The organism is Flavobacterium limnophilum (assembly GCF_027111315.2).
In the GTDB taxonomy this organism is placed as follows: Bacteria; Bacteroidota; Bacteroidia; order Flavobacteriales; family Flavobacteriaceae; genus Flavobacterium; species Flavobacterium limnophilum.
In genome coordinates this window covers 336,757-361,594 of record NZ_CP114289.2, presented here as the reverse complement: position 1 = coordinate 361,594, position 24,838 = coordinate 336,757, and the positions used below count along the sequence as shown (strand labels likewise).

Annotated in this window: 25 protein-coding genes; 14 read left to right on the top strand and 11 right to left on the bottom strand. The window is 35.9% G+C overall.

Annotated elements, in window-relative coordinates:
* Nucleotides 1-126 precede the first annotated feature (126 nt).
* Complete coding sequence (locus OZP13_RS01605; protein ID WP_281298407.1) at nt 127-1,368, top strand: ABC transporter permease; 1,242 nt, start codon at nt 127-129, stop codon at nt 1,366-1,368.
* A 97-nt stretch (nt 1,369-1,465) separates the two neighbouring features.
* On the opposite strand, the gene prmC is transcribed toward OZP13_RS01605, so the two are convergent.
* Nucleotides 1,466-2,401 (bottom strand): peptide chain release factor N(5)-glutamine methyltransferase, encoded by a 936-nt coding sequence (prmC, locus tag OZP13_RS01600; RefSeq protein ID WP_269241968.1) that lies wholly within the window; start codon nt 2,399-2,401, stop codon nt 1,466-1,468.
* A gap of 166 nt (nt 2,402-2,567) precedes the next feature.
* Nucleotides 2,568-3,053, bottom strand: coding sequence for a GNAT family N-acetyltransferase (locus OZP13_RS01595; protein WP_269241967.1), 486 nt, complete (start codon nt 3,051-3,053; stop codon nt 2,568-2,570).
* Nucleotides 3,054-3,495: 442 nt separating this feature from the next.
* Between OZP13_RS01595 and OZP13_RS01590 the strand changes: the two genes are divergently transcribed.
* From OZP13_RS01590 to OZP13_RS01565, 7 genes are all read left to right on the top strand, one after another.
* Nucleotides 3,496-3,906, top strand: a complete 411-nt coding sequence (locus OZP13_RS01590; RefSeq protein WP_269241965.1) for a hypothetical protein — start codon at nt 3,496-3,498, stop codon at nt 3,904-3,906.
* A gap of 28 nt (nt 3,907-3,934) precedes the next feature.
* A complete protein-coding gene (locus tag OZP13_RS18715) occupies nt 3,935-4,072 on the top strand; it encodes a hypothetical protein (protein WP_432419465.1) in 138 nt (45 codons plus the stop codon).
* A gap of 334 nt (nt 4,073-4,406) precedes the next feature.
* Nucleotides 4,407-5,039, top strand: a complete 633-nt coding sequence (locus OZP13_RS01585; protein ID WP_269241964.1) for a hypothetical protein — start codon at nt 4,407-4,409, stop codon at nt 5,037-5,039.
* A gap of 201 nt (nt 5,040-5,240) precedes the next feature.
* Nucleotides 5,241-6,071 (top strand): abortive infection system antitoxin AbiGi family protein, encoded by an 831-nt coding sequence (locus OZP13_RS01580; protein WP_281298406.1) that lies wholly within the window; start codon nt 5,241-5,243, stop codon nt 6,069-6,071.
* A 356-nt stretch (nt 6,072-6,427) separates the two neighbouring features.
* Complete coding sequence (gene ribD, locus OZP13_RS01575) at nt 6,428-7,471, top strand: bifunctional diaminohydroxyphosphoribosylaminopyrimidine deaminase/5-amino-6-(5-phosphoribosylamino)uracil reductase RibD (protein ID WP_281298405.1); 1,044 nt, start codon at nt 6,428-6,430, stop codon at nt 7,469-7,471.
* Entirely contained in the window at nt 7,464-8,072 is a 609-nt protein-coding gene (locus OZP13_RS01570; RefSeq protein ID WP_281298404.1) for an HAD family hydrolase, read from the top strand. Before ribD ends, OZP13_RS01570 begins: the two co-directional genes overlap by 8 nt.
* Before the next feature lie 22 nt (nt 8,073-8,094).
* On the top strand, nt 8,095-8,697 hold the full coding sequence (locus tag OZP13_RS01565; RefSeq protein ID WP_281298403.1) for an IMPACT family protein: 603 nt from the start codon (nt 8,095-8,097) through the stop codon (nt 8,695-8,697).
* 54 nt (nt 8,698-8,751) lie between these two features.
* On the opposite strand, the gene OZP13_RS01560 is transcribed toward OZP13_RS01565, so the two are convergent.
* A complete protein-coding gene (locus OZP13_RS01560) occupies nt 8,752-9,156 on the bottom strand; it encodes an acyl-CoA thioesterase (protein ID WP_281298402.1) in 405 nt (134 codons plus the stop codon).
* Between the two features lie 174 nt (nt 9,157-9,330).
* On the opposite strand from OZP13_RS01560, the gene dnaA reads away from it, so the two are divergent.
* The 4 genes from dnaA to OZP13_RS01540 all read left to right on the top strand — a co-directional run bounded on the left by dnaA (nt 9,331) and on the right by OZP13_RS01540 (nt 12,978).
* Entirely contained in the window at nt 9,331-10,758 is a 1,428-nt protein-coding gene (gene dnaA, locus OZP13_RS01555; protein WP_073370509.1) for a chromosomal replication initiator protein DnaA, read from the top strand.
* Nucleotides 10,759-10,762: 4 nt separating this feature from the next.
* Nucleotides 10,763-11,230 (top strand): low molecular weight protein-tyrosine-phosphatase, encoded by a 468-nt coding sequence (locus tag OZP13_RS01550; RefSeq protein WP_281298401.1) that lies wholly within the window; start codon nt 10,763-10,765, stop codon nt 11,228-11,230.
* 69 nt (nt 11,231-11,299) lie between these two features.
* A complete protein-coding gene (locus tag OZP13_RS01545) occupies nt 11,300-12,025 on the top strand; it encodes an SAM-dependent methyltransferase (RefSeq protein WP_281298400.1) in 726 nt (241 codons plus the stop codon).
* 416 nt (nt 12,026-12,441) lie between these two features.
* Nucleotides 12,442-12,978 (top strand): hypothetical protein, encoded by a 537-nt coding sequence (locus OZP13_RS01540; protein WP_269241961.1) that lies wholly within the window; start codon nt 12,442-12,444, stop codon nt 12,976-12,978.
* A gap of 75 nt (nt 12,979-13,053) precedes the next feature.
* Here OZP13_RS01540 and OZP13_RS01535 read toward each other — a convergent pair whose 3' ends face one another.
* The 6 genes from OZP13_RS01535 to dapF form a co-directional block, all read right to left on the bottom strand.
* Nucleotides 13,054-14,184, bottom strand: a complete 1,131-nt coding sequence (locus OZP13_RS01535; RefSeq protein WP_281298399.1) for a BamA/TamA family outer membrane protein — start codon at nt 14,182-14,184, stop codon at nt 13,054-13,056.
* 316 nt (nt 14,185-14,500) lie between these two features.
* A complete protein-coding gene (locus OZP13_RS01530; RefSeq protein ID WP_269241957.1) occupies nt 14,501-15,139 on the bottom strand; it encodes a peptidoglycan-binding protein LysM in 639 nt (212 codons plus the stop codon).
* A gap of 98 nt (nt 15,140-15,237) precedes the next feature.
* Nucleotides 15,238-16,152 carry a DUF2279 domain-containing protein gene (locus OZP13_RS01525; RefSeq protein ID WP_281298398.1) on the bottom strand — a complete coding sequence of 305 codons (915 nt, stop codon included), beginning with the start codon at nt 16,150-16,152 and terminating at the stop codon, nt 15,238-15,240.
* Nucleotides 16,153-16,154: 2 nt separating this feature from the next.
* Nucleotides 16,155-17,195, bottom strand: a complete 1,041-nt coding sequence (mltG, locus tag OZP13_RS01520) for an endolytic transglycosylase MltG (RefSeq protein ID WP_281298397.1) — start codon at nt 17,193-17,195, stop codon at nt 16,155-16,157.
* A gap of 141 nt (nt 17,196-17,336) precedes the next feature.
* The gene (locus OZP13_RS01515) at nt 17,337-17,867 is read right to left on the bottom strand and encodes a GNAT family N-acetyltransferase (protein WP_269241955.1); all 531 of its coding nucleotides are present in this window, start codon (nt 17,865-17,867) and stop codon (nt 17,337-17,339) included.
* A 207-nt stretch (nt 17,868-18,074) separates the two neighbouring features.
* Entirely contained in the window at nt 18,075-18,857 is a 783-nt protein-coding gene (gene dapF / locus OZP13_RS01510) for a diaminopimelate epimerase (RefSeq protein WP_281298396.1), read from the bottom strand.
* A gap of 291 nt (nt 18,858-19,148) precedes the next feature.
* On the opposite strand from dapF, the gene OZP13_RS01505 reads away from it, so the two are divergent.
* On the top strand, nt 19,149-20,543 hold the full coding sequence (locus tag OZP13_RS01505) for a S1C family serine protease (RefSeq protein ID WP_281298395.1): 1,395 nt from the start codon (nt 19,149-19,151) through the stop codon (nt 20,541-20,543).
* 80 nt (nt 20,544-20,623) lie between these two features.
* Here OZP13_RS01505 and OZP13_RS01500 read toward each other — a convergent pair whose 3' ends face one another.
* A complete protein-coding gene (locus OZP13_RS01500; protein ID WP_269241953.1) occupies nt 20,624-21,082 on the bottom strand; it encodes an Lrp/AsnC family transcriptional regulator in 459 nt (152 codons plus the stop codon).
* A 211-nt stretch (nt 21,083-21,293) separates the two neighbouring features.
* Between OZP13_RS01500 and ald the strand changes: the two genes are divergently transcribed.
* The gene (gene ald, locus OZP13_RS01495; RefSeq protein WP_269241952.1) at nt 21,294-22,424 is read left to right on the top strand and encodes an alanine dehydrogenase; all 1,131 of its coding nucleotides are present in this window, start codon (nt 21,294-21,296) and stop codon (nt 22,422-22,424) included.
* A 134-nt stretch (nt 22,425-22,558) separates the two neighbouring features.
* Here ald and OZP13_RS01490 read toward each other — a convergent pair whose 3' ends face one another.
* Nucleotides 22,559-23,965, bottom strand: coding sequence for an APC family permease (locus OZP13_RS01490; protein ID WP_281299466.1), 1,407 nt, complete (start codon nt 23,963-23,965; stop codon nt 22,559-22,561).
* Nucleotides 23,966-24,838 lie beyond the last annotated feature (873 nt).

Here is a 24,838-nt window from a genome sequence, read left to right as displayed (position 1 = left end):
CTAACTTCCATCTCCCTACTTCCATCTTCCTACTTCACTCTGCAAATATCTTGTTTTTAAAATAAATATCACATCTTCTAAAGCAAACTTGTAACAAAAATTGTAATTTCGTGTCAAATAGGCACTATGTTTAAATTATTCCGAGAAAACGTCCGAATTGCTACAGGTTCCATCAGAACCCAATTGTTGCGCACCATTCTTACCGTGTTGATTATTGCCATTGGAATCACAGCTTTGGTAGGAATCCTGACGGTAGTTTCGGCTTTAGAAAACACGCTATCTTCTGATTTTGCTTCGATGGGAGCCAATACTTTCAACATCAATCAATACGAAAACACGGCTCGACGCCACGGCGGCAGGGAAAGAGAAATTATAAATCCCATCATTTCTTATCCTGAAGTGGTGGCTTTCAAAAACAAATACAAATACCCTTTTACTGAAACTTCGGTTTCCTTCACGGCCACTTCAACAGCCGAAATCAAATACGAATCCACCAAAACCGACCCCGAAAACACGATTGTTGGCGTTGACGAATACTTTATCACCAATTCCGGTTTAGAAACCAGTTCAGGAAGAAATTTCACTGGATTCGACATTCAAAACAACACCTATAATTGCATCGTGGGTTCCGATTTTCAAAAAGGATTACTGAAAGACATCAACCCAATAGACAAAATAATTTCGATTCGTGGCGCCAAATTCAAAGTGATTGGTGTACTGAAAGAAAAAGGCTCCACCTTTGGCAACAGCCAAGATTTAAGGGTTTTAATTCCTATTCAAGTCGCACGTTCGTTGTTTACCGCGCCCAATATCAATTACACGGTAAGCGTAATGGTTAATCAAAAAGAAATGCTGGATCAAGCCATTGACGATGCCAACAACACGATGCGAAGAGTGCGCAAATTAAGCCCTGTACAAGACAACAATTTTGCCGTAGTGCGAAGTGATGATTTGATTAACCGAATACTTAGCATCACGCAATATTTAGGAATCGCTTCCTGGGTTATCAGCATTATCACAATCCTAGGTTCATCTATCGCCTTGATGAACATCATGATTGTTTCGGTAACGGAACGCACCCGCGAAATTGGCGTTCGAAAAGCATTGGGAGCCAAAAAAAGTACCATCGCTTTCCAGTTTTTCATAGAAACTTTGCTCATTGGTCAACTCGGTGGTTTGGCTGGAATTGTTTTTGGAATTTTGGTTGGTTTTGGCTTTGCATCGGCTATGGATTTTGCTTTTGTAATTCCTTGGGGAGCAATTATGGCGGCTTTCGCAACCAGTTTTGCTGTAGCAATAGTCTCTGGATTATATCCAGCAATTAAAGCCTCTAAACTCGACCCGATCGAGGCGTTGCGATACGAATAAATATACGACTTACGATATTTGATATACGATATTTGTGATATCTCCAGTATCTATTTTTATTCTGAAATCTGAAATTTCACTTCGTATCTCGTACTTCTTACCTCGTACCTCGAATCATTCTATCGTTCCCGTAAATATCCTTCCTTAATTCAACGTTTTTGAAACCCATTTTTTCAAGTAATTCCATCATTTCCTTACCAAGATATTGATTGATTTCGAAGAATAATTGTCCGTTTGGAGACAAGTTTTTCAGGGCCAATTCGGCTATTTTTCTGTAAAAAACAAGCGCATCGTTATCATCAACAAAAAGTGCCAAATGCGGTTCATTGTCTAAAACATTTTTCTTGATTTCCTGTTTTTCCAATTCTCGAACATACGGCGGATTTGAAACAATAATGTCGAATGTAGTGGGAAGTTGTCCTTCGACTCCGCTCAGGATGACAGTGGGAAGTTTTTCTAAATCGTTGGTTTTTAAAATATCGGTTTTTATAAAATTTACTTCGACTTCATTGATAACGGCATTTTTTTGGGCTGTTGCCAATGCTTTTCCCGAAACATCAATCGCAAAAACTTGGGCATTCGGAATGTTTTTTGCCAATGAAACGGCGATACAACCACTACCCGTTCCAATGTCCAAAATTTTTATCTTCCCACTGTCATCCTGAGCGGAGTCGAAGGACAACTTCTGACTTCCAACTTCCACCTTCGTACTTTGAATAATCCATTCGACCAATTCTTCCGTTTCCGGTCTTGGAATCAGGACATTTTCATTGACTTCGAAATCCAAACCGTAAAAACTGGTTTTCCCAAGCAAATACTGCACTGGAATTTCTAATTTTAATTGTTCCAAAATCGAATTCCAAAGCTGGATTTCTTCATCAGAGAAAGTCAAATCGGGATTCAATGCTAAATCAATTCTTTTCAATTGATTTTTCTCTTCCAAAATCAAATAGAAAAAACTTTCGGCTTCGCCAGCATCGTAAATTGGCGAAAGTTCTTGAATGAATTGGGTTCTGTAATTTTTAATATTCATATTTCAATTGCCGTTGGTTTTAACCAACGGAATAAAAGTGTTCAATAATTATTGGCTTTAGCCAAAAGTCAGTTAAATTTTGGCTAAAGCCAACAAAATTCAAATTCAAAATCCGTTGGTTAAAACCAACGGCAATTCATTAGTGTTAAAATTGATTATCCATAACTCATAATTCTTTCAACATCCACACCGGGCAAGAAACGTGACCCGTACTTCCCATTGGCGAACAAATGTAATTAAAACCAGCTTTCTTGTATAATTTCTGGGCATCATGCATAAAAGGCATTGTTTCGAGATAACAGTTGTAGAAACCAAAATCCTTGGCTGCTTTCAAACAGTTCTCCATCATTTGGCTACCAATTCCCAAACCACGAGCTTCCGGCAAGAAATACATTTTTTGCAATTCACAAATGGTTTCGGCTTCGTTTTCCAATGGTGCGACTCCAGCTCCACCGATTATTTTACCATTATTTTCGACCACAAAATAAACTGATTTGGGCTTGTTGTATTCCTCAAACATCAAATCCAGATACGGATCGGCATAAGCAGTCCCCACTTTTGCGATATTCAATTCGTCAAAAACAGCGCGTATTAATTGGGCAACCGCTTGATTGTCTTTCTTTTCTATTTTTCGAATACTCCAATTTTCCATTTTTTAAAATACTGGTTTTAATGACACAAAAATAGCTATTGTTTATTGGATAAATCCAAAGCAGGGCATTCGCTTTTAAAAAAAATTTTACACAAATTCCACAAATTTACACGAAGAGTAAGTTTTAAAAATTCCACAAATTCATAAAAATGGTAAAAATTAGTGACAATCTAATTCTAATAAATGATAAAATCTGTGTTAATTTGTGCAATTGTTTCGCCTATTCGCTATCGCTCGGGTCGTGTCTGATAATTTTAAATGCGAATGCCCTGAATCCAAAGTTAGGCCTTCGATTCTAAAAATAAAAACTTCTGAATTAGCATACCGATTAGACTGATAATGCTAATTCACACTAATTTTTTGTCCATTGGTAGTAAAAGGAAGGAGAAATCGGTTCAATCCGTATGCCTCAGGGCCTTCGCATTTAAATTTTAGACCACAAATGCCACAAATTATCACAAATTTTAAAAATTTTGCTACAGATTTTCACCGCTTTTTTGGTTTTCAAACATTGTTGCCCTATAAAATTTTCAAGAATAAGCAACAGCTCGCTCCACTGGCGCTTTATTCAACAAAATTACTATTCCCTACCAACTGTTCCCTCCTAACGGAGCTATTTTTGTCCCATCGGGACATGCTGTTTGTAGCAAATGGGAATCTCCAAAAACAAGCTCCAGAGGAACGACCTTTTAGTAAGTGTCCTAAAGAGGATGCCCAAAATTTCATTTCTGTTTTTTATCAAACCACCTTAAAAGCAAATAATCGATACCTCTTTTTTAAACCTATTCCCTATTCTTTTTGTTTTGAAAGACCAGCAAATAAGGCAAAATACCCCTTAGAAGCTCAAAATTAGCAGTCCGAAGACTGTTTCAGGCCTTCAGATGATCGTTTCAAGCAGTCAGATGACCATTTTATGCTCTCAAATAACTGTTTCAAGCAGTCCGGAAACCGTTTCAGGCTCTCAGATGACTGTTTCAGGCTCTCAGATGACCGTTTCAGGGCATTATTTAAGCTTCTGAGCACCTCTAGCGTTCTTTTTTGACCATTTTACCTCTTTCGGACTACAAATAATCCTTTTATAAAAACCAGTATGCTTTTTTTAATACTGAATTGAAAATGAATTTTACCAAAGCAGTTGTTTCTTATCGTAGAATGCACCAACCGAAAGGACTATTTTTTATATCTAGGCGGGTGTAACTATTGTAAGAAAGTTTTTCTATTACTTGAGATTATTTTATATATTTGAGAAATAATAAAACGATACAAAACTTTCACCAATCTACCCAATTTTGGGTGTATATACGAAGGTTTGTTTCTCCTAAATGCAATTTACTAGCAATATAAAAAAAGAAAATGACAAACATTTCAGAAACATTAACGGAAACAATTAAAGATGAAAAATTTCAAGATGTAATAGTTGATTTATCTGAAACTACGATAGACAGTTTATTAAAAGATGGAGTTTTGAAAGATATTCCCATCATTGGTGTATTATTTGGAATAGCAAAAACTACATTGACAGTACAAGATAAACTTTTTACCAAAAAACTAATGGTATTTCTTCTCCAATTAAAAAAAACATCTAATGAAAGTAGAAAGAAACAAATTGAGAAAATAGAGAATGATAATGAGTATAAAACCAAAGTTGGAGAAAAATTACTTTATATAATTGATAAATGTGAAGATCACGAGAAAGCTAAATATATTGGAAAACTTTTTCAATGTTTTATTGAAGAGAAAATAGAATATGATAATTTCCTTCGTGCTTCAAGAAGTATCGAACTTACTTATTTAGGCGATTTAAAAAGATTTATAAAAGACAAATGGAAAGATATGGCCATGGAAGAAGGTGGAGATTTACTTGGTGCAGGTTTAATGGATGCTATTTATTCATCTGGTGAATCTATGCATGGAAACAGTAGTTCATATTTGAAATTAAAAGTGTCTTACATTGGAATATTGATACAGGACTTACTTGCAGAATAGAAAATACTGCTGGTTCAACCGTCGTTTGGCATTATGGCGAGATTAGGCTTAATTTGAAGATGGTTTTGCATTTGTAAAATTTGTGTTTAACCTAAAAATGCCGTATCTTCATTCCCCAACCTCGCCAAGCGCCAGAACGAACTTTAGTAGCTAGTTTCAAAAAATCCGACAATTCAAGAACCAAATCATAAAAAAAGTAAAATGACTTCAAAAAAAGATGTAACTGTCGAAAGAGAATTTAATCAAAAAAAGATAAATCATATTTTTCACTATACTGATAATTTTGATATTTTACTTAAAATCTTAAGAAATGGTTTCGCACCATCTTATTGTGCAGAAAAAATTAATGATGTCGAATATTATATTCCAATGGTAAGCTTCTGCAATATTCCACTTCGAGATGTTGATTTATATATGCGATATGGAAAATATGGAATTGGAATGAGTTTAGAATGGGCATTAAAAAATTCTATTTCACCTGTAGTCTATATTCACGAAACAACTCCTTTCAAAGATTTTTATCTTAATATGAATAAGATTCATTTTGATAAGATGCTTAATGAAATCTTTGAGAATGAAAAAATTGAGAATTTGGAAAATAAGATTCAGAATTTGGATTATTCACAATATGATTTAATGCTCAATAGAATTAATGATATTACTATACCTGCAGTTCAATTCTTTAAAAATTGGAAAACATTTTATAAAGGACAAAAAATTATTACTTATCAAGAAAGAGAATGGAGATTCATTCCTAAATTAGAAAATGAAAAAAGAATAATTACAAAAACTGATAATGAGTTTATAGAATTAGAAAACAAAAATTTTAGAAAAAAACCTCATTTACCTAATTATGCTGCCGACCTAATTAACATCGAAAATATTCGGTACATATTAATAAAAAATGAAGCTCAACGAGAAAAAGTAATTGGAGTTTTAAATAGAAAATTTGGAGAAGAAAATGTAATTGAATCTATATTATCAGGGAAATTAATGATTATAAAAGAAGATCTAATTCATAATGACTTCTAAAAAAACCAGCTAGTAACAGCTAGGATTTCGTTGCGTGCGCAGCACCAACAATGAATTAAAAATCACTGAACACCAAAAAAAAATAATAAACAGTGAAGTAAACTCCTGTTGAACCCTTCGTTAAACTCAGGGCAGGCTCACTGGACTACCTACCGTCAACACTATGGAGTTATCGTAAAGTTTTGAGAGCGAATTGCAAGAGGAACATCCACTTTTAAAAAAGAAAATTAGCGTTGTTTTGTTTTTATTCTTTATTAATCCGTGAAATTTGTGGCTAAAAAATTTTAAAAGAGAATAACCCTGATTCGAAGATTCAAAACAAAATCCTAAACTCAAAAATCACTACTTTTGCATTTGTGAAAACAAATGAGAAATACATCCGCCGCTGCATCGAATTGGCCAAAAATGGCTTGGGAACCACTTACCCAAATCCAATGGTGGGAAGCGTTATTGTTTGCGACGGAAAAATCATTGGCGAAGGCTGGCACAAAAAATCGGGCGAACCCCACGCCGAAGTGAATGCCGTGAATGCTGTAAAAGACAAATCGCTATTGAAAAAATCGACCATTTACGTGAGTCTGGAACCTTGCAGCCATTTCGGAAAAACACCGCCTTGTTGCGATTTGATTATCGAAAACAAGATTCCAAATGTAGTTATCGGAACGGTTGACCCCAACATAAAAGTGGCTGGAAACGGCATCAAAAAATTATTGGAAGCGGGTGCCAATGTCACTGTAGGCATTCTCGAAACGGAATGCAACGAACTCAACAAACGCTTTTTTACTTTCCACGAAAAGAAAAGACCTTACATCATCTTGAAATGGGCCGAGAGCCAGGATGGTTTTATTGCACCTTTGACAAAACAGGAACAAAAACCAGTTTGGATAACCAATGAATTTTCGCGACAATTGGTACACAAATGGCGAAGCGAAGAGCAAGCCATTTTAGTGGGAACGCAAACCGTTATTGATGATAATCCAAAATTAGATACCAGAGATTGGTCTGGAAATAATCCTGTTCGAATTGTTTTAGATCAACATAACAGGATTCCAAAAGACAGCCGCATCTTTAACAATCAAGCCAAAACCATTGTTTTAACAAATTCTTCAAATACAATTAACGAAGAAAACATTATCTTTGAAATCATCGATTTTAAACAAAATGTAGCTAGTCAAATAGCTGACTTCTTGTACAGACACCAAATTCAATCCGTTATCGTAGAGGGCGGCCGACAAACATTACAGACTTTTATTGACGAAAACCTTTGGGATGAAGCTCGCCTATTCGTTGGAAACAATTCCTTCAAAAAGGGAATCAAAGCACCAATTATCGCTTTAAAAAACAGCATCAAACAGACTATTGGAAACGACACAGTCATAATATCTAGAAACCATGATTAACACCATCATTTTTGATTTTGGAGACATTTTCATCAATTTGGATAAACAAGCCACCATTGATGCCCTTAAAAAATTAGGTTTAAAGGAATGGAATAAGGATTTAGATCAATTAAACATACAATTTGAAAAAGGCCAAATCTCGAGAGAAGATTTCGTGCTTGGCTTTCAAAAACAGATGCCAAATGCTTCCATTGACGAAATTTTAGAAGCTTGGAACGCCGTTCTTCTGGATTTTCCATTGTATCGATTGGAATTTCTGCAAAAACTTTCGAAAAAATACCGCTTGTTTTTATTGAGCAATACTGATTCCATTCATATAGATACTTTCGAAAAAGAAAACGGAACTTCATTTTATAGTGATTTTTACCAATGTTTTGAAAAAGTATATTTTTCGTTTGAAATGGGGATGCGAAAACCTGATGCCGAAATTTATGATTACCTCATCAAGAACCATGAATTACTAGAAAAACACACTTTATTTGTTGACGACAAAAAAGAAAATACCGATGCTGCGCTAGCCTTGGGTCTTCATGTCTGGAATTTACAAGTAGGACAGGAAGATGTCGTGGATTTGTTTACAAAAATAGATTTACCGCTTTGATAATTTCAATTAATAATTTCATTTGAAAGATACCTATAAAACTATTGCTTACCCTTCGCCAGAGATTCTACTTAAAGAAAAAAGCAGCAAATTCTTTGGCTATGCCTTCCCCATTGAGTCTGAAGATGAAGTAAAACCCATCATTGAAGGTTTACGCAAACAACATCCCCATGCGGTTCATTATTGTTATGCATATCAAATTGGGACAGAAAAAATAGTTTACAGGGCAAACGACGATGGAGAACCAAGTAACAGCGCAGGAGCCCCTATTTATGGTCAAATCCAGTCCTTTGGCATTACAAACACTCTAATTGTAGTTGTCCGAATTTTTGGAGGCATAAAATTAGGCGTTGGCGGATTGATTACTGCCTATAAAACTGCCGCCCAAATGACTCTCGAAATATCGGAAATTATCGAAAAAACAATCGATGTTCATTATTTGGTTACATTCGACTACAAGAACATTAATAAAGTGATGCGCATTGTTAAGGAAAAAAATGTGGAAATTGTATCCCAAAAAATGGAAATGAGTTGCGAAATCGAGATTGTGACCCGAAAAAAAAATGCCGAAATGGTATTCGACATTTTTAATTCGATGTTTGAAATCGAAATAAAACCGCTCTGACAGAATCTCAAAAAAGATTCCTATTTTTCATTATTTCGTAAAAAACAGACGCCTCTATTCCATTCTATTTAAAAGTTCCAAAAGATATAATGGAGGAGCCATCGGTCTACCTGTTTTCATGTTCACAAAAACCAAAACCGAGTTGCCAGTTGTTAATAACTCACCTCCTTCGTTATAGAGTTCATAGTCAAATTCAATCTTGACGGACGTCAGTTTTTTCAAGATGGTTTTCAAAGTCAAAAGTTCATCATAACGAGCCGGTTTCTTGTAATTTATGGTCAAGGAAACCACGGGAAGCATAATTCCGTTTTCCTCCATCCATTTATACGAAATCCCTTTGTTTCTTAGCCATTCAACCCTTCCAACTTCAAAATATTGAGCATAATTTCCGTGATAAACGACCCTCATTTGGTCGGTTTCTGAATAGCGGACACGGATTTGGATTTGGTGATAATTCATTACTTATATATTAATTTTTTTGAGCCTCATACGATAATATTTTAAAAAAATTACATGCGAAATATTTTTTTTTAGCGAATTTTATTCACATATTTGTTATCCCGAAAAAGCGATAAAAAACCGACGATTTTTTATACAACACACAAACCAAATAAACATAATTTAACTGAATATATGAACAAGACTGCACAATCAGTATGGGAAAACTGTCTGTCTTTTATAAAAGACAACATTCAAGATCAAGCCTACAAAACTTGGTTTGAACCAATCAAATCAGTTGAACTTACCGACAATGCACTTTATATTCAAGTTCCAAGTAAATTCTTCTACGAATGGCTGGAAGAACACTATGTTAAATTATTAAAGGTAGCATTAACCAAAGAACTAGGAAAAAATGCAAAGTTACTCTATAAAATCAAAATGGAAAACACTTATGGCAATAAACAACCGTTTACGGAACAATTGCCTAGTGCCAATCGTGCCCCGATGAAGCCGCAAGATGTAGATGCTCCATACAAAAACTTAAATCCTGAACTGAGAAATCCGTTTGTGATTCCTGGTATTCGAAATTTGAAAATCGAATCGCAACTGAATCCCAATTACAGTTTCGACAATTTTCTGGAAGGAGATTCTAATAGACTGGCTCGTTCAGCAGGTATGGCCGTAGCCAATAAACCTGGCGGAACTTCATTCAATCCATTGTTGATTTTCGGTGGAGTTGGTCTAGGAAAAACGCATTTGGCTCACGCCATTGGAGTGGAAATCAAAGACAAATATCCCGAAAAAACGGTTCTATATATTTCAGCCGAAATTTTCACGCAACAATATATTGACTCGGTCAAGAAGAACAACAGAAATGATTTCATCCATTTCTACCAATTGATTGACGTTTTAATCATTGACGACGTTCAATTCTTGTCCGGAAAATCAGGAACTCAAGACGTGTTCTTCCACATATTCAATTACTTGCATCAAAACGGAAAACAAGTAATCTTGACTTCAGACAAGGCTCCGGTTGACATGCAAGATATCGAGCAACGTTTGTTGTCCCGTTTCAAATGGGGATTGTCTGCAGAATTGCATCAACCTGATTATGAAACCCGAATTTCAATCTTAAAAAATATTTTATATCGTGATGGAGTAGAGATTCCTGAAGAAATCATTGAATATGTTGCCAGGAACATCAAATCTAACGTAAGAGAACTGGAAGGCGCCATCATTTCCTTGATTGCACAATCTTCTTTCAACAAAAAAGAAGTGACGCTCGAACTAGCCAAAAGCGTCGTAGAAAAGTTCGTCAAAAATGTAAAAAGAGAAATTTCCATCGATTATATTCAAAAAATTGTTTCCGATTATTTTCAATTGGATGTTGAAACCCTTCAATCCAAAACCAGAAAAAGACATATTGTCCAGGCCCGTCAATTAGCCATGTTTTTCGCCAAGAAATTCACGAAAGCTTCATTGGCAAACATCGGTTCTCAAATAGGCGATCGCGATCACGCTACCGTATTACATGCATGCAAAACCGTAGATAATTTGGTAGCCACCGACAAACAATTCAAAAAATTTGTTGAAGACATCAATAAAAAATTAACGTTATAAACGGATGCCCATAAAGATTTTAATGGTTTGTTTAGGCAATATATGCAGGTCTCCATTGGCCGAAGGAATATTGGCTTCAAAACTCCCAAAGGACAAATTTACGGTAGACTCCGCAGGAACAGGCTCTTGGCACATTGGTCGCGCTCCTGATGAACGTTCTATTGCAGTGGCAAAAAAAAACAAACTAGACATTTCAAAACAAAAAGGGAGACAATTCACCACAAGCGATTTTGACGCTTTTGACTATATCTACGTGATGGACAATTCTAATTACTGGGATGTTGTTCAACTTGTGGACAACAAGAAGCAAACAGAAAAAGTGCAACTCATCTTGAATGAATTATTTCCAAATGAAAATGTTGATGTTCCAGATCCTTACTTTGGATTACCCAACGGATTCAATACAGTTTACAAAATGCTTGACGAAGCCTGCGAGGTAATTGCCAAAAAATTGATTGCAAAACACCCCTAATTCCTTATATTTTAGCATCAAATAGCATCAAAAAATTCCATTTGAAGCATCATCAATAAAACAAGACAAATGAAACCAAGTACGTTTTTAGGAAAACTATATTTGATTCCAACTACATTAGGAGAAGAAGGCAATCCCGATGATGTTCTGCCTCAAACCATAAAAAGAAGCATTGATTTTATTGACGATTATATTGTTGAGAACGAAAAAACAGCTCGAAAATTCATAAAAAGCATTCAGCCGCAGAAAGTTCAAGCCACACTCCGATTAAGTGCACTGAACAAACATACCGAAGTCTCGGAACACGCCAAGATGTTGCAACCTTGTTTGGAAGGCAAAAACGTTGGATTAATGAGTGAAGCCGGTTGTCCTGGAGTCGCCGATCCTGGAGCCGTCATTGTAAAATTGGCACATGAAAAAGGAATTCAAGTTGTGCCGCTTGTTGGGCCATCTTCCATTTTATTGGCGATTATGGCCTCTGGAATGAATGGACAAAGTTTTGCTTTCAATGGCTATATTCCAATCGACAAAGCCGAGAAAAAATCGGTTTTGAAAAACTTGGAAAAATTGTCCCAAGACAAAAATCAATCCCAAATATTTATTGAAACCCCTTATCGAAACAATAAAATGCTGGAGGATATTGTTCAGGCATTAAACCCTTCAACTTATCTTTGTGTTGCCACTGACATCACTTTGCCGACAGAATTCATTAAAACAATGCGAGCGGCAGACTGGAAAAAAATCAAGGTGGATTTGCACAACCGTCCCACTATTTTTATCATCCACAAGATGTAAGACCAATAAAAATTCTTTATCAAGAGATATATCAATTGATGTTTTCAAAGAAAAGATCTGTTTTTCAACTTCTCATTTCCCGTTTTCTTAAAAAAATCTGGATTATTTCTCGTTTGAATGAATGGAGAAAAATCTTGCTATTCGCAAAATCACGACACTTTTTCATCAATTGATTTTAATGATTATTCGCATTAAAAAATTGGAACAACAATGCGTTTTTTTAACACAACTTGTGGAATACATTAACTAAAAACGCAAAATAAATACCCTAACTTTATGGATGTAAAAATTAACAATTTTTATTAAAAAAATTTAATACACTGAAAAACAGTTATTTAAAAAATAAAAAGCAAGTTTCAAAACACATTAAATTATTGAAATTATTCAAAAAAAATATTAATTTAAAATTAAATATTATGAAAACATTTATTGTTATTTTGTTGATTTTAGGCTTTACCACTTTCTCCTATTCACAAAAACAACCCGAAACGGACAAACAAGAAGGAAGAATGGACATCATCAATTTGCCGGAAATTGTAATTAAAAAAGCTGGTGCAGATTTTTCTGTGTATGTACCAGACAACAATCCAGACACTGATGTAAGAAGACTCGAAGAGAAGTTCATTGCCTATGATCTTGGCAAAGATTATGAAGGAAACGAAACCTATTTAGTAACAATGTATATTAAAAACGGCTCATTATCTGCAACTTATGATGAAAACGGAAAATTAACTCGTGTTGTGGAAAATTACAAAAACGTGAAACTTCCAAGCGAAGTGATATATTCCATTTATAAAAAATACCCGGAATGGTCAATCGTAAACGACAAATTCCTTTATAGTCAAGATGAAGGCGACATCCTTAAAAAGCAATACAATATCAAAATTAAAAAAAATGACAAAATTCGTAAATTGGTAGTTCATCCTGATGGCGAAATTGTAAAAGGACTTTAAAAAAAGATTTAAATAAGGCTGCCAAAAATTGATTCTGGCAGCCTTTTCAAGTATAAATTCATATTAAAAAAAATCTTAACGAGTCCAACTAGTTCCAAAAACAATGTAGTATGCCCATTCTTCAGGACCACGGGCAATATCAATTCCCATACGCAATTTAAGTTTTCTTGCAATCAGATATCTTGCTCCCATACCGCCTGCAGCTTTCCATGAAGAATCCTGAAAATTGCTTTGTTTAGAAACAGCAGTGGACAAACCTCCAAAAGCAACCAAGCTGTATCGACCAGTAAAATCCCACCTCCATTCGGTTTCCGCCAAAGCCACGATATCGCCTTGATAACGCATAACCGGGACACCCCTCATATTGACATAAGGCAGCATATAAAAAGGAGCGTCACCAAAAATTTGCTGGTATTCGACCCTAAAACCAGAAGTGATCTTATTTGAAATTGGCAAGTAAGCAAATGCCGCCGAATTAATTAAAACATAATTATAATCGCTCCCCAAAAAATCTTCTGAAGCGCCAATCAAACTATTGAAAAGAAATCCTTTATTGGGTGTAAATATATTGTCTCGTTTATCATAGTCCACCAATAAGCCCAATCGACTTATGATGCTATTTACTTCTTTTGGAGTATTAAAATCAATATTGGTGTTTTTTAGTTCCGTTTTCAGGAACAAATAATCCAAGCCAGCATACCAAGAACTTCGATTGATTTGCTTAATCAAATAAGCACTAAAGGGTATGGTTTTCATGTTGAATTCAAAGGAACACTCACCAATAGTTGGAAAATCTCTGTAAAAATTAAGATTAACATTTGCCAATCCAGTAGCCACTCGGTAATTTGCCCTCCATTTTTTTATGGCACCAGTTGTAAAACCACCCACAAGCCAAGTACCATTGGCCGTATAACCACCAGCGCCACCATAAATATTGGGTTTCACTCGAGTTTTAACCAGTTTTCCATCTATAGAATCAAGATAAGGAGTGTTTGGTTTAATAAAAACCGCTGCCATAAGCCCTCCACCCCCCCCAAGAGCCGGTTCAGTAATAAGTATTGGTACGGGAATAAATCCTTTAGCACTGATAACCCAATCACTCAAATCCAACTTATGATCGAGAGAGTCTTTGAAAGATATTTTCTGCTGTCCTTGCATTAAAAAAGTACCTGCACTAAAAAGAATAAAGAAATAAATTGATTTCATATCTGATGTTTATTGACGGCAAGAATTTCTATTAATAAATTCACTCAAAACTCAATTCCATAAAACGATATTACGCTTTAAAATACTGAATCAAAGAGAATCACGCATATCCATTCTATAATTTACATCGATAAAATTAAAGAAATAATTTGTATAATTGAAAGATTTTCTTGAGATTATTCTTAAATAAAAAAGCCTTTTAATTTGGATATTATATCCAAATTAAAAGGCCGTATTCTATTTTTAAAAATTAATTTGTTCTTTATTCTTCAAAAAAAAGAATAAAAAAAAATCTTATTTTAAGTTTCAAAACAAGCTATTTAATCACTTTTGCATTTGCATCGGCTAAAATTCCAGAAGTTTCATAACCTCCAAAATCTCTCATATAACTTCGTATCGATGTTCCGTAAGCATCCCTATAATAGCGATTCCCTTTGTTTCTAAAAAACTTTTTGACAGAACCTACTCCACCAAGATGTGCCGCAGCCAATATTCCAGATTCAGTTACTCGAATACCGGCAACAATTTGTCCTTCATATTTTTCGATAATGTCTTTTAACTCTGATTTGTTTTTGGACAAAAGAGCCACAAACGCTTTTTCCTGCATTCTTGGGCTATTCAAGAACTGTCCACTGTCGTGAATTCCAACCGTTTTCAGGGTTTCCTTGCCAAACTGATATTTACCCATATACCCCAACGAATTAACTTTTTTGTATTTTCCCTGTGATTCTTTGAAGGCAATCGCTTCTTTGTAACCAATGAAGAATTTCCCCGTATAAGGAACACTTAAATTAGTATAATCGTTTTGTTTTTGGGATGGAAATAAGTAGTGTGTCGCATCGGAGTCCTTCACAAGAAACCATTGATTGGTTTCTATATCAAAAGCTTTAAAACCCGAGCTTAAAAAGGCAATAATAATAGTCAAACTTGTATAAAAAGACCACTTCTTTATCATAAATTGTTTTTCTTCAAAACGCTGTCCCGTTAAGAAATTTCTACGGTACAAATATACAATAAAAAACAATAACCTGATTATCAGTAAGTTGAAAATACCTAAAAATACAAGGCATAAAATTTGAATCCCCGCTGAGGCGAGTATTCAAGGGTCGGGGCAGGGATTTTGACTGTATTTAAAACCGAAAAAACGGTCTTTAAAAAGTGCGATTTTGTGTTGATTTTTGTCAAATCTAAATCCAAACTTAGGTAAAATTGTTTGTGTTTTTCAGGTTTTATAGGAAAAATAACCGAGTTTTTATCGTCGTTTTCACCTATTAATCCTTCGGCTCCATAACCCAAAGCAAGGTTCAACCACTTCGGAATTTTTGATTTTTTGGAAAAAGAATACAAATTGGCCGAAAACCAATACGTTTGTCCATTGTAATCTTTCAGGATTTGTTCTTGAGTTGAACTTCCTAATAAATCGGGTCTATAATTGGAATATTCTGTTTTGTGAAAAGAGAATTTTGGTATGATGCGTTGTTCTTTCCAAATCAATTCCTGTGAAACATACAAAGCTGTTCCTGTGGCATTGGCAACAACATCTCCCATCGATGCTCCCCATTCTTCCGAAAATCCGTCCATAACTTCAACAGCGGTCAAAAACACGAATCCTAAACTGGCTCCATAAATCAATTGATTCTTCTTGCTGGTTCCACTCCAATTCAATGTTTCTGCACCCAATCGTCCAATTTGGTAGGAAGAATACAAATGCCCCACTTTGTCCATTTGCATCCACTCGGAATTGTCGTTTATAAAATGGAAATCGGATTTGGGATAATCGGCATACCAAAGTTGGTTCAAGCCAATCAAGGCACCAGAAGCCAAAACTGTTTCGGTAACAAATACGGAATTCTGCCTTTTCTTGTTTAAAGAATCGGATGGTTTGAAGAAATTATCGAATGAATTTTGCGCAACAACACATTGAAACACGAAGAACAACAAAAAACAACATTGTTTTTTATATCCCAAAATTACCTAGTTACGCCTTGACTGTTGATCCAATCGGAATATTTTTTGGCATTTTTGTTATGCTCTTCCAAAGTGGCAGCAAATTCGTGGTAACCAAAACGGTCCACACTGGCACAGAAATAAATAAAGTTGTGTTTTTCGGGATTTAAAACGGCGTCCAAAGCCGTAATGTCCGGCATTGCAATTGGCCCTGGAGGAAGTCCTATCACTTTATAGGTATTATAAGGCGAGTTCAAAAACAAGTCGTTGTAAAAAACCCTTTTGATTACTTGATCAAAATCATTGTCTTTCTTTTTTATGGCGAATATCACGGTTGGATCAGCTTGAAGTGGCATTCCTTGTCTCATTCTATTCAAATAAACCCCTGCAATTCGTGGTCTTTCGTCTTTTTTAACGGATTCTTTGTGCACAATCGAGGCCAAAATGGTTGCTTCAATTGGAGTCAATCCTTGTTTAGCCGCTTTTTCAGTTCGCTCTTTATTCCAGAAATTGCGGTATTCCTTGATCATTTTATCACGGAATTTTTCGGCAGAAATATTCCAATACACTTCATAAGTATTGGGAATAAACATTACAAATACATTCTCGTCGGTAAAGCCATTTTCTTTCAAGAATATAGAATCCTTGAAGGTATTTAACAACAATAAACTATCCGGTTCTATTTGAGAACTCACGCGACCGGCAAAATTTTCCAAACGTTCCTGATTGTTGAAAGCCAATTTCACGGGAATGTTACTTCGCATCGCTTTGACTAACTCGTAACTATTCATCCCTTTGGTGAATAAAAAACGCCCCGGTTTTACGTTTTCAGGATAGCTTCTTTTGTTAGCCACCATTTCAAAACGGTTCATATTACCCACAAAAGGTTCAATTATTTTCTTTACATCTTCATAAGTAGATCCTGTTGGCACAAAAACATAGACTTCACTTTGTGAAAACTTGGTGTTTTTAGAAAAAATTTGATTCGCCACAATACCTCCATAAATCAGTAATCCCGATATTAGAACTACAGATGCTATTGTTATGATTTTCTTTAAGTTCAAAACTAAAAATTTTAAAAAGTTGATAAATTTAAACCCGTAAACGGATTGTTTTTTTGACACAGATTACACAGATTCACACAGATTAAAAAACAAAAACACTTTTACAAACAACAAATCTGTGTTAATTCGTGTAATCTGTGTCTATACTTTTTTAATTAATTGAAAAATAGCCTCGTCTTTATAGACTCCATTGACTAAAATCCAATCTTTTTTGGTTCCTATTTTCTGGAATCCAAATTTAGAAAAAAGAGCCGTACTCGCAACATTTTCTGTATCTATATTTGCATATAATTGATGTAGATTCAAATGATAAAAAGCATATCGAATCAAGAGTTCCAAAGCTTCGGAACCAATATTCTGTTTTCGGTTTTCTGTTCCCTGAATTACAATACCAATTCCTGCCCGATTATTCTTCGGATCAAAATCAAACAAATCGATTAATCCGATGGCTGGAAAATCTTCATCCTGACAAATTGCCAATCGCAATTGTTTGGCTTCATAAATATCCTGATGCGCATTTTCGAGGTATTGCTTTACCAAAAACCGACTGTAAGGCGTTTGCGTATTGCTCACTTCCCAAATACTTTGGTCGTTTTCCATAGCATAAACAAACTCCAAATCATTGGGTTCGAGTGCTCGGAGGTAGATGTTTTCGCCTTTTAGTGTGATCATTTTGATTTGAGTTTGAGGTGCCAAATTGGCTCCTCAAGTTTTATTTATTTTTTTCTGCAGTTGCTCCGCGTGAGGGATTGCAGTGGAGCTCTTTTTTCTTTTCAATTGCCCCGCCTTTAAAGGCGGGGCAATTGAAAAGAAAAAAAGCGGGAACGTAAAGCCCGACCCGTAGTTTTTACGGAGGGTCACGCCCAAATCATTATTTTTCTAAATTTCAATTTGCCCTTTAAACACAAATTCCGCTGGCCCAATTAGGAAAACATTGGTAAACTGATCACCAATTTTATCAAAAGAAACGGCTAATTTTCCGCCTTCCACATTTAAATTAATGGAAGAAGCATTGGTTTGTCCTGTAGCATTCATTGCAATGGCAACGGCTGTAGCTCCTGTTCCGCAAGCCAATGTTTCATCTTCTACCCCTCTTTCGTAAGTGCGAAGCGAGAAAGTATCTTCATTGATTTTCTTAACGAAATTGATGTTGCTTCCTTCTTTTCCGTATAATGACCCGTAACGAAGAGCTGCTCCGTTTTCTTTTACATTATAATGTTCCAAATCTTCCACCAGTTGCACGTGGTGTGGCGAACCCGTATTCATAAAAGTGTAATCGGCTTCTTTTTTTATATCGGCAACATCAATCATTTGCAAAGACACAATTCCATCATTGGCAACGCTGGCGTGATGCAAACCATCGGTAGCGATGAAAGTACAATTGTCTTTAATCACGTTCAAATCTTTGGCGAAAGCCACCAAACAGCGACCACCATTCCCACACATGGAGCTTTGGTTTCCATCGGAATTGTAATAAACCATTTTAAAATCAGTTTCGGTGTCGTTTTCCAACAGAATCAATCCATCCGCTCCAATTCCAAAACGTCGGTCGCACAAACGAGCCACGAGTTGTACATTTTCCTTTGGGAAAAATCCGGAGCGATTGTCTATCATTACAAAATCGTTTCCTGTTCCCTGGTATTTATAGAATTCTACTTGCATTATAGTATGTATTAAGAGTTACAAAAGTACAAAAAACATTGGGTTAATTTCTACCGCAAAGACGCAAGGGCGCAAAGTTTTAATTAAAAGTACGCTTTGCAAAATTTCAAATTTATCAGGATGATTACTTTGGAAGCTTTCCAACTTTTTTCTTTGCGACCTTGCGTCTTTTCAGTAAAATTTCAAAATATTAATGATACGTTAAAGATTGTTAAACGAGCGTTAAACTGTTTTTTTGGAATAGCAAAATTTTTAATTTTACAGTGTAAATTCTTAAATAACTATAAAACTATGAAACGATTTTCAAGCCTATTTTTGGTATCATTGTTGAGCGGAGCCGTAACATTGGGTTCTTATAAATTGTTATTTGACGACAATGGCTTTTTTTCAAACAAATCCATTACAACTTCAGCTCCTAATTCGTATGGACGAACAGTTGGCCTATCGGCAGAAGCAGTTGATTTTACCGAAGCTGCCGACAAAACCATTCACACGGTGGTTCACGTAAAAAATGTTTCCCGAAAAAATGTTTCGAATCCTATTTTGGAATATTTCTACGGTTACCGTGGCGACCAATTGCAGGAACAAGTAGGGACGGGTTCGGGAGTAATCATTTCGGAAGACGGTTATATAGTGACCAACAATCACGTGATAAAAGACGCATCGGAAATAGAAATCACCTTGAACAACAAAAAATCCTACCCTGCAAAACTCATCGGAACAGACTCAAAAATGGATATTGCTTTGTTAAAAATCAATGCTGACGAGAAATTACCTTATACAGTTTTTGCCAACTCGGATTCGGTAAAAATTGGCGAATGGGTTTTAGCAGTAGGAAATCCTTATAATTTAAATTCGACGGTAACGGCAGGAATCATTTCGGCCAAAGCCAGAAATTTGGAAACTGGCGGAATTCAATCGTTCATTCAAACCGATGCTGCCGTAAACCCAGGAAACAGTGGTGGTGCCTTGGTCAATACTCGTGGGGAATTAATTGGAATCAACACGATGATTTCGTCGCCGACTGGTTCTTACGCTGGTTATTCCTTTGCGATTCCTTCGAATAATGCCAAAAAAATCATTGATGACTTGATAGAGTTTGGAAACGTACAAAGAGGCGTCCTTGGTGTTGAAGGAGGTGAATTGAACGCTCAAGCCTCAAAAGAACTGGGGATTAAAGAAACACAAGGCTTTTACATCAACAAAGTACAAAAAAACTCTGGAGCCGAAAAAGCAGGAATACAAAAAGGCGACATCATTGTTAAATTGGACAATCAAAATATTGCCACCTTTGCCGACCTTTCGGGTTATATCAACACCAAAAGACCCAACGACAAAGTAGAAGTTACTTTTATTCGTGAAGGAAAAAATAAAGCCGTTCCAGTTGTTTTGAGTAAAAACGAGTTTTTCAGCACTGAAATCAAAGGTATCGAATTGGAAAATATTGATGCGGCAGACAAAAAGCGATTTCATTTGGATGGAGGTGCAAAAATAAAATCCATCACCAATGAAAATCTAAAACAATACGAACAAGATCTGAAAGGAAATATCATCTTGAGCATTGACAATGTAAAAATTAAAGACATCGAATCGGCTTCAAAACTTTTGAACAACAAGGCCGAGAATCAAAGTATTCAAATGGAAATGATTAATAAAAGAGGAGAAATCATCCGAATTATTATTTAAATCAACTTCTAAAATTGGATAAAAAACAAACCTCAGATTCGCAGATTAATAAAAAAAAGCTGCGAATCTGAGGTTAACTTTTATATAGGCAAAACGGTTGTGCTCTTTACTTCCGAGATAATAAAAAAGCTGTTAATCAACGAAACCTCGGGCAAAACCGACAACTTTTTTTGGTGAAAATTATGGTAGCTTTCCATATCGGGCAAAATGATTTTGAGCATATAATCGAAACTTCCCGAAATAAAATTACATTCAACCACTTCCGGCATATTCATAATCGATTGATTGAATCCTTCCGAAACATCGTAGGTTTGTTTCACCAACGTCACTTGACAATAGACCATCAAATTATTGCCCAATTTCTTCTTGTTCAAAATCGAAACATATTTTTCGATAATCCCTTCCTTTTCCAAACGTTTCACTCGATCGTGAACGGGCGTAAGCGAGAGATTTATTTTATTGGAAATATCTTTTAAAGTCAAATGCGCATCCACTTGTAGCAATCGCAGGATTTTTTTGTCCGTTTCATCTAAAATCATAACAATTGTTGTTTATTTTGTTATTTTTAAAACATTTAAAATCAGATAATTTTTCTTTTTAAAACTACTATTAGCCTTCAATAAAGAAATATTTTGTGTAAAAATACCAAATTAAACTGTTATTTTCTTAATTCAAATCCGTTAAACATAATATTTTCTTTAAGTAGTAAATTTGTATATATTTAAAACACAACTACTAAACACAACTATTATGATCATTGGAATCCCAAAAGAAATCAAAAACAACGAAAACCGTGTAGCGCTAACCCCAGCCGGAGTAGCCGAATTCAAAAAACACGGACATCTTGTATATGTGCAAAAAAGCGCAGGAGAAAACAGTGGTTTCAGCGACAATGCCTACACAGAAGCTGGAGCCGAACTTTTACCAACCATTGAAGCCGTTTATGACATTGCCGAAATGATTATCAAGGTAAAAGAACCCATTGCCTCAGAATACCCACTTATCAAAAAAGACCAATTATTATTCACTTATTTCCACTTTGCTTCCTCTGAACCATTGACTTATGCGATGATTGAACGCAAAGCGGTTTGTTTGGCTTATGAAACGGTTGAAAAATCAGACCGAAGTTTGCCATTATTGGTTCCAATGTCGGAAGTGGCGGGAAGAATGGCCATTCAAGAAGGTGCAAAATATCTAGAAAAACCAATGAAAGGAAAAGGAATTCTCTTGGGAGGTGTTCCCGGAGTTGCACCGGCAAAAGTAGTCGTTTTAGGCGGTGGAATTGTGGGCACGCAAGCTGCAAAAATGGCTGCCGGCTTTGGTGCCCAAGTAACCATCATGGATGTGAGTTTGCCACGTTTAAGGTATTTGTCTGACGTGATGCCAGCCAATGTAACGACGCTTATGTCGAACCATTATAATATTCGCGAAGCCATTGCCCAAGCGGATTTGGTTATTGGAGCCGTTTTGATTCCAGGTGCCAAAGCGCCACATTTGATTACCCGGGATATGCTAAAATTAATGAGTCCCGGAACGGTAGTAGTTGACGTTGCCGTTGACCAAGGAGGTTGTATCGAAACTTGTTCCCCGACAACACACGAGAATCCAACTTTTATCATCGATGACATTGTCCACTATTGCGTGGCGAATATGCCGGGCGCAGTTCCTTACACATCTACTTTGGCGTTGACCAATGCCACTTTGCCTTACGCTTTGCAATTGGCCAACAAAGGATGGAAAAAAGCTTGTGCCGAAAACGAAGAATTGAAAAAAGGACTCAATGTTGCCAATGGTAAAATTCTATACAAAGGAGTTGCCGACGCTTGGAACCTGCCTTTTGAAGACGTGGAAACTGCTTTGAAAGATCTTGTTTACGCTTAATCTTATTAGTATTAAGATCTGAGTATTAAGTATCAAGACTTGATTCTACTAAAAAATCAAAATCCGTCAAGTTTTAAAACTTGACGGATTTTTTATTTGTCTTAATACTTAATACTCAAATCTTAATACAAAATCTACTCCTTCTGTTTTGTCAAATAATAAATCGGAATCCCTATTAGCATTATAAAAACGCCCCAACCACAAGTATCTGGTTTTGTGTATAACAAAGCAATTCCAATCGCGCTGGCTACAACAATATAAAGTCCCGGCAAAAACGGATAACCAAAAGCCTTATAAGGTCTTTCGGCATCAGGCATTTTCTTGCGAAGAATAAAAATTCCGTAAATCGTCAGGATGTAAAATACCAAAACGATAATCACGACAAAGTCCAATAAATCACCATATTTCCCGGTCAAACACAAAGCCGAAGCCCAAAAACACTGCGCCCACAATGCCCAAGCTGGAACACTCGCTTTATTCAAATGCGATGCTTTTTTGAAAAACAATCCGTCTTGCGCCATCGTATAATACACTCTTGCGCCCGCCATAATCAAACCATTATTACAAGCAAAAGTCGAAATCATGATCATCAAAGCGATGATTAATGTTCCAATGTTTCCGAAAATATTTTGCGAGGCCACAACCGCCACTCTATCCGATTCGGCTGTAGCAATGTCTTGCAAAGGAACCACCGCCAAATACATTACATTGGCCAAAATATAAATACAACTTACAATCAAAGTGCCCAGAAACAAACTCAAGCCCACATTTCGTTTTGGATTCTTGATTTCGCCAGCGATAAAAGTCACACCTTCCCAAGCCACACTCGAAAACAACGAACCCACCAATGCCGCCGACATTGCCGAAATCAAGGCCACGCCACTAATTGGAAGCCAAGAACCTGTGTCAACATTCATAGATTGTGAAGTCCAAGCATTCGCCCAGTTGGCATCCCAAATTTCTGCTTTGGCAGCCACGAATCCAAAAATAATCAATCCAAAAATAGAAGCCACTTTAATAACCGTCAAGACCGTTTGCAAAATCTTGCTGTTTTTCACGCCACGACTGTTGATGTAACTCAACAAAATAATGGTGATTATCGAAACAATTTGCGCTGCGTGCAATTGGAAATCGCCTAACTCAAAAATTATATTTTTTTCGCTCACCGGTTGATACAAATAAGCGGCAAATTTAGAAAAAGCCACGCCCACAGCGGCAATGGTACCGGTTTGTATCACGGCAAAAAAGCTCCATCCGTACAAAAAACCAATCAGTTTTCCGTAAGCTTCCTTGATATACACATATTGTCCACCCGCTTTAGGAAACATCGAACTCAACTCTCCATAACTCACGGCTGCAATCACGGTAATAAATCCCGTGAGCACCCACATCGCAATGAGCCAGCCGGCAGAACCCAATTGGCGTACCATATCCGAGCTTACAATAAATATTCCCGAACCAATCATTGAGCCCACAACGAGCATTGTTCCATCCAGTAATCCTAATTCTCTTTTAAAATGTTCTTGATTGTGGTCTTGCATATTATTTTTAGATTTTTGGTTGGCTAAAGATATACTTTTTTTGGAAATAGAGGGAAAAGTAGTTTTATTTTGGCGTGCCCCTCCGTAAAAACTACGGGTCGGGCTTTTCGTTCCCGCTTTTTTTCTTTTCAATTGCCACGGGTTTAAACCCGTGGCAATTGAAAAGAAAAAAGAGCTCCACTGCAATCCCTCACGCGAATCGCAATTTCAATGACAATTGTTGGTTAAAGATAAAACTAGTAAAAAGAATAACTCATTGACGAATTGGCTAAAGGAAAAGCAATGGAGAAGATTTTGAGAAGTTAAAATTACCTTGTCTAAAATCGCCTTCAGTTATTGCGAGGAGCGAACTTCATTATCATCATACTACAAATAAAATGGCATCCCTTTCTTGCAATCATAAACAAAACCTCTTTTAAGCCGTTAAATGTTTCTTTGGACATCATTTTAAAAAGCCATTGCCATAAAAATCATTGCCAACGACATAAAAATTATTTCATCAATACAAATACTATAAAAGATGTACATCTTTTACCAAAAAGATATATAGAAATTAAACAAAAGATATATAGGAATTAGATAAAAGATGTATATCTTTTTTAAAATTGATAATGACGGCTTTAAAAACAGGTACTGACGAAGGCAAAAACACATTAACTTCTTATTCGATCTTAAACAAAAAAGCGGCTTATTGCTAAACCACCTTTTTTAAATATTATACAACTAAACGCTATAATTAAACCAAATCAAAACGATCTATATTCATTACTTTGTTCCAAGTTTTTTTACAAAATCCTTCACAAATTGTTCTTGAGAATCGGCACATCCATAAACTTCTACCAAAGCTCTAAGCTCTGAATTCCACACTCCTGA

Coding starts and splice junctions, on each gene's coding strand:
- OZP13_RS18715 (WP_432419465.1), top strand. CDS start 3,935: ATGATCGTTTCAAGCAGTCAGATGACCATTTTATGCTCTCAAATAACT.
- OZP13_RS01590 (WP_269241965.1), top strand. CDS start 3,496: ATGCCACAAATTATCACAAATTTTAAAAATTTTGCTACAGATTTTCAC.
- OZP13_RS01550 (WP_281298401.1), top strand. CDS start 10,763: ATGCCCATAAAGATTTTAATGGTTTGTTTAGGCAATATATGCAGGTCT.
- OZP13_RS01605 (WP_281298407.1), top strand. CDS start 127: ATGTTTAAATTATTCCGAGAAAACGTCCGAATTGCTACAGGTTCCATC.
- ald (WP_269241952.1), top strand. CDS start 21,294: ATGATCATTGGAATCCCAAAAGAAATCAAAAACAACGAAAACCGTGTA.
- OZP13_RS01535 (WP_281298399.1), bottom strand. CDS start 14,184: ATGAAATCAATTTATTTCTTTATTCTTTTTAGTGCAGGTACTTTTTTA.
- OZP13_RS01545 (WP_281298400.1), top strand. CDS start 11,300: ATGAAACCAAGTACGTTTTTAGGAAAACTATATTTGATTCCAACTACA.
- prmC (WP_269241968.1), bottom strand. CDS start 2,401: ATGAATATTAAAAATTACAGAACCCAATTCATTCAAGAACTTTCGCCA.
- OZP13_RS01595 (WP_269241967.1), bottom strand. CDS start 3,053: ATGGAAAATTGGAGTATTCGAAAAATAGAAAAGAAAGACAATCAAGCG.
- OZP13_RS01530 (WP_269241957.1), bottom strand. CDS start 15,139: ATGATAAAGAAGTGGTCTTTTTATACAAGTTTGACTATTATTATTGCC.
- dnaA (WP_073370509.1), top strand. CDS start 9,331: ATGAACAAGACTGCACAATCAGTATGGGAAAACTGTCTGTCTTTTATA.
- OZP13_RS01505 (WP_281298395.1), top strand. CDS start 19,149: ATGAAACGATTTTCAAGCCTATTTTTGGTATCATTGTTGAGCGGAGCC.
- OZP13_RS01500 (WP_269241953.1), bottom strand. CDS start 21,082: ATGATTTTAGATGAAACGGACAAAAAAATCCTGCGATTGCTACAAGTG.
- OZP13_RS01560 (WP_281298402.1), bottom strand. CDS start 9,156: ATGAATTATCACCAAATCCAAATCCGTGTCCGCTATTCAGAAACCGAC.
- OZP13_RS01570 (WP_281298404.1), top strand. CDS start 7,464: ATGATTAACACCATCATTTTTGATTTTGGAGACATTTTCATCAATTTG.
- OZP13_RS01490 (WP_281299466.1), bottom strand. CDS start 23,965: ATGCAAGACCACAATCAAGAACATTTTAAAAGAGAATTAGGATTACTG.
- OZP13_RS01585 (WP_269241964.1), top strand. CDS start 4,407: ATGACAAACATTTCAGAAACATTAACGGAAACAATTAAAGATGAAAAA.
- OZP13_RS01580 (WP_281298406.1), top strand. CDS start 5,241: ATGACTTCAAAAAAAGATGTAACTGTCGAAAGAGAATTTAATCAAAAA.
- dapF (WP_281298396.1), bottom strand. CDS start 18,857: ATGCAAGTAGAATTCTATAAATACCAGGGAACAGGAAACGATTTTGTA.
- OZP13_RS01515 (WP_269241955.1), bottom strand. CDS start 17,867: ATGATCACACTAAAAGGCGAAAACATCTACCTCCGAGCACTCGAACCC.
- OZP13_RS01540 (WP_269241961.1), top strand. CDS start 12,442: ATGAAAACATTTATTGTTATTTTGTTGATTTTAGGCTTTACCACTTTC.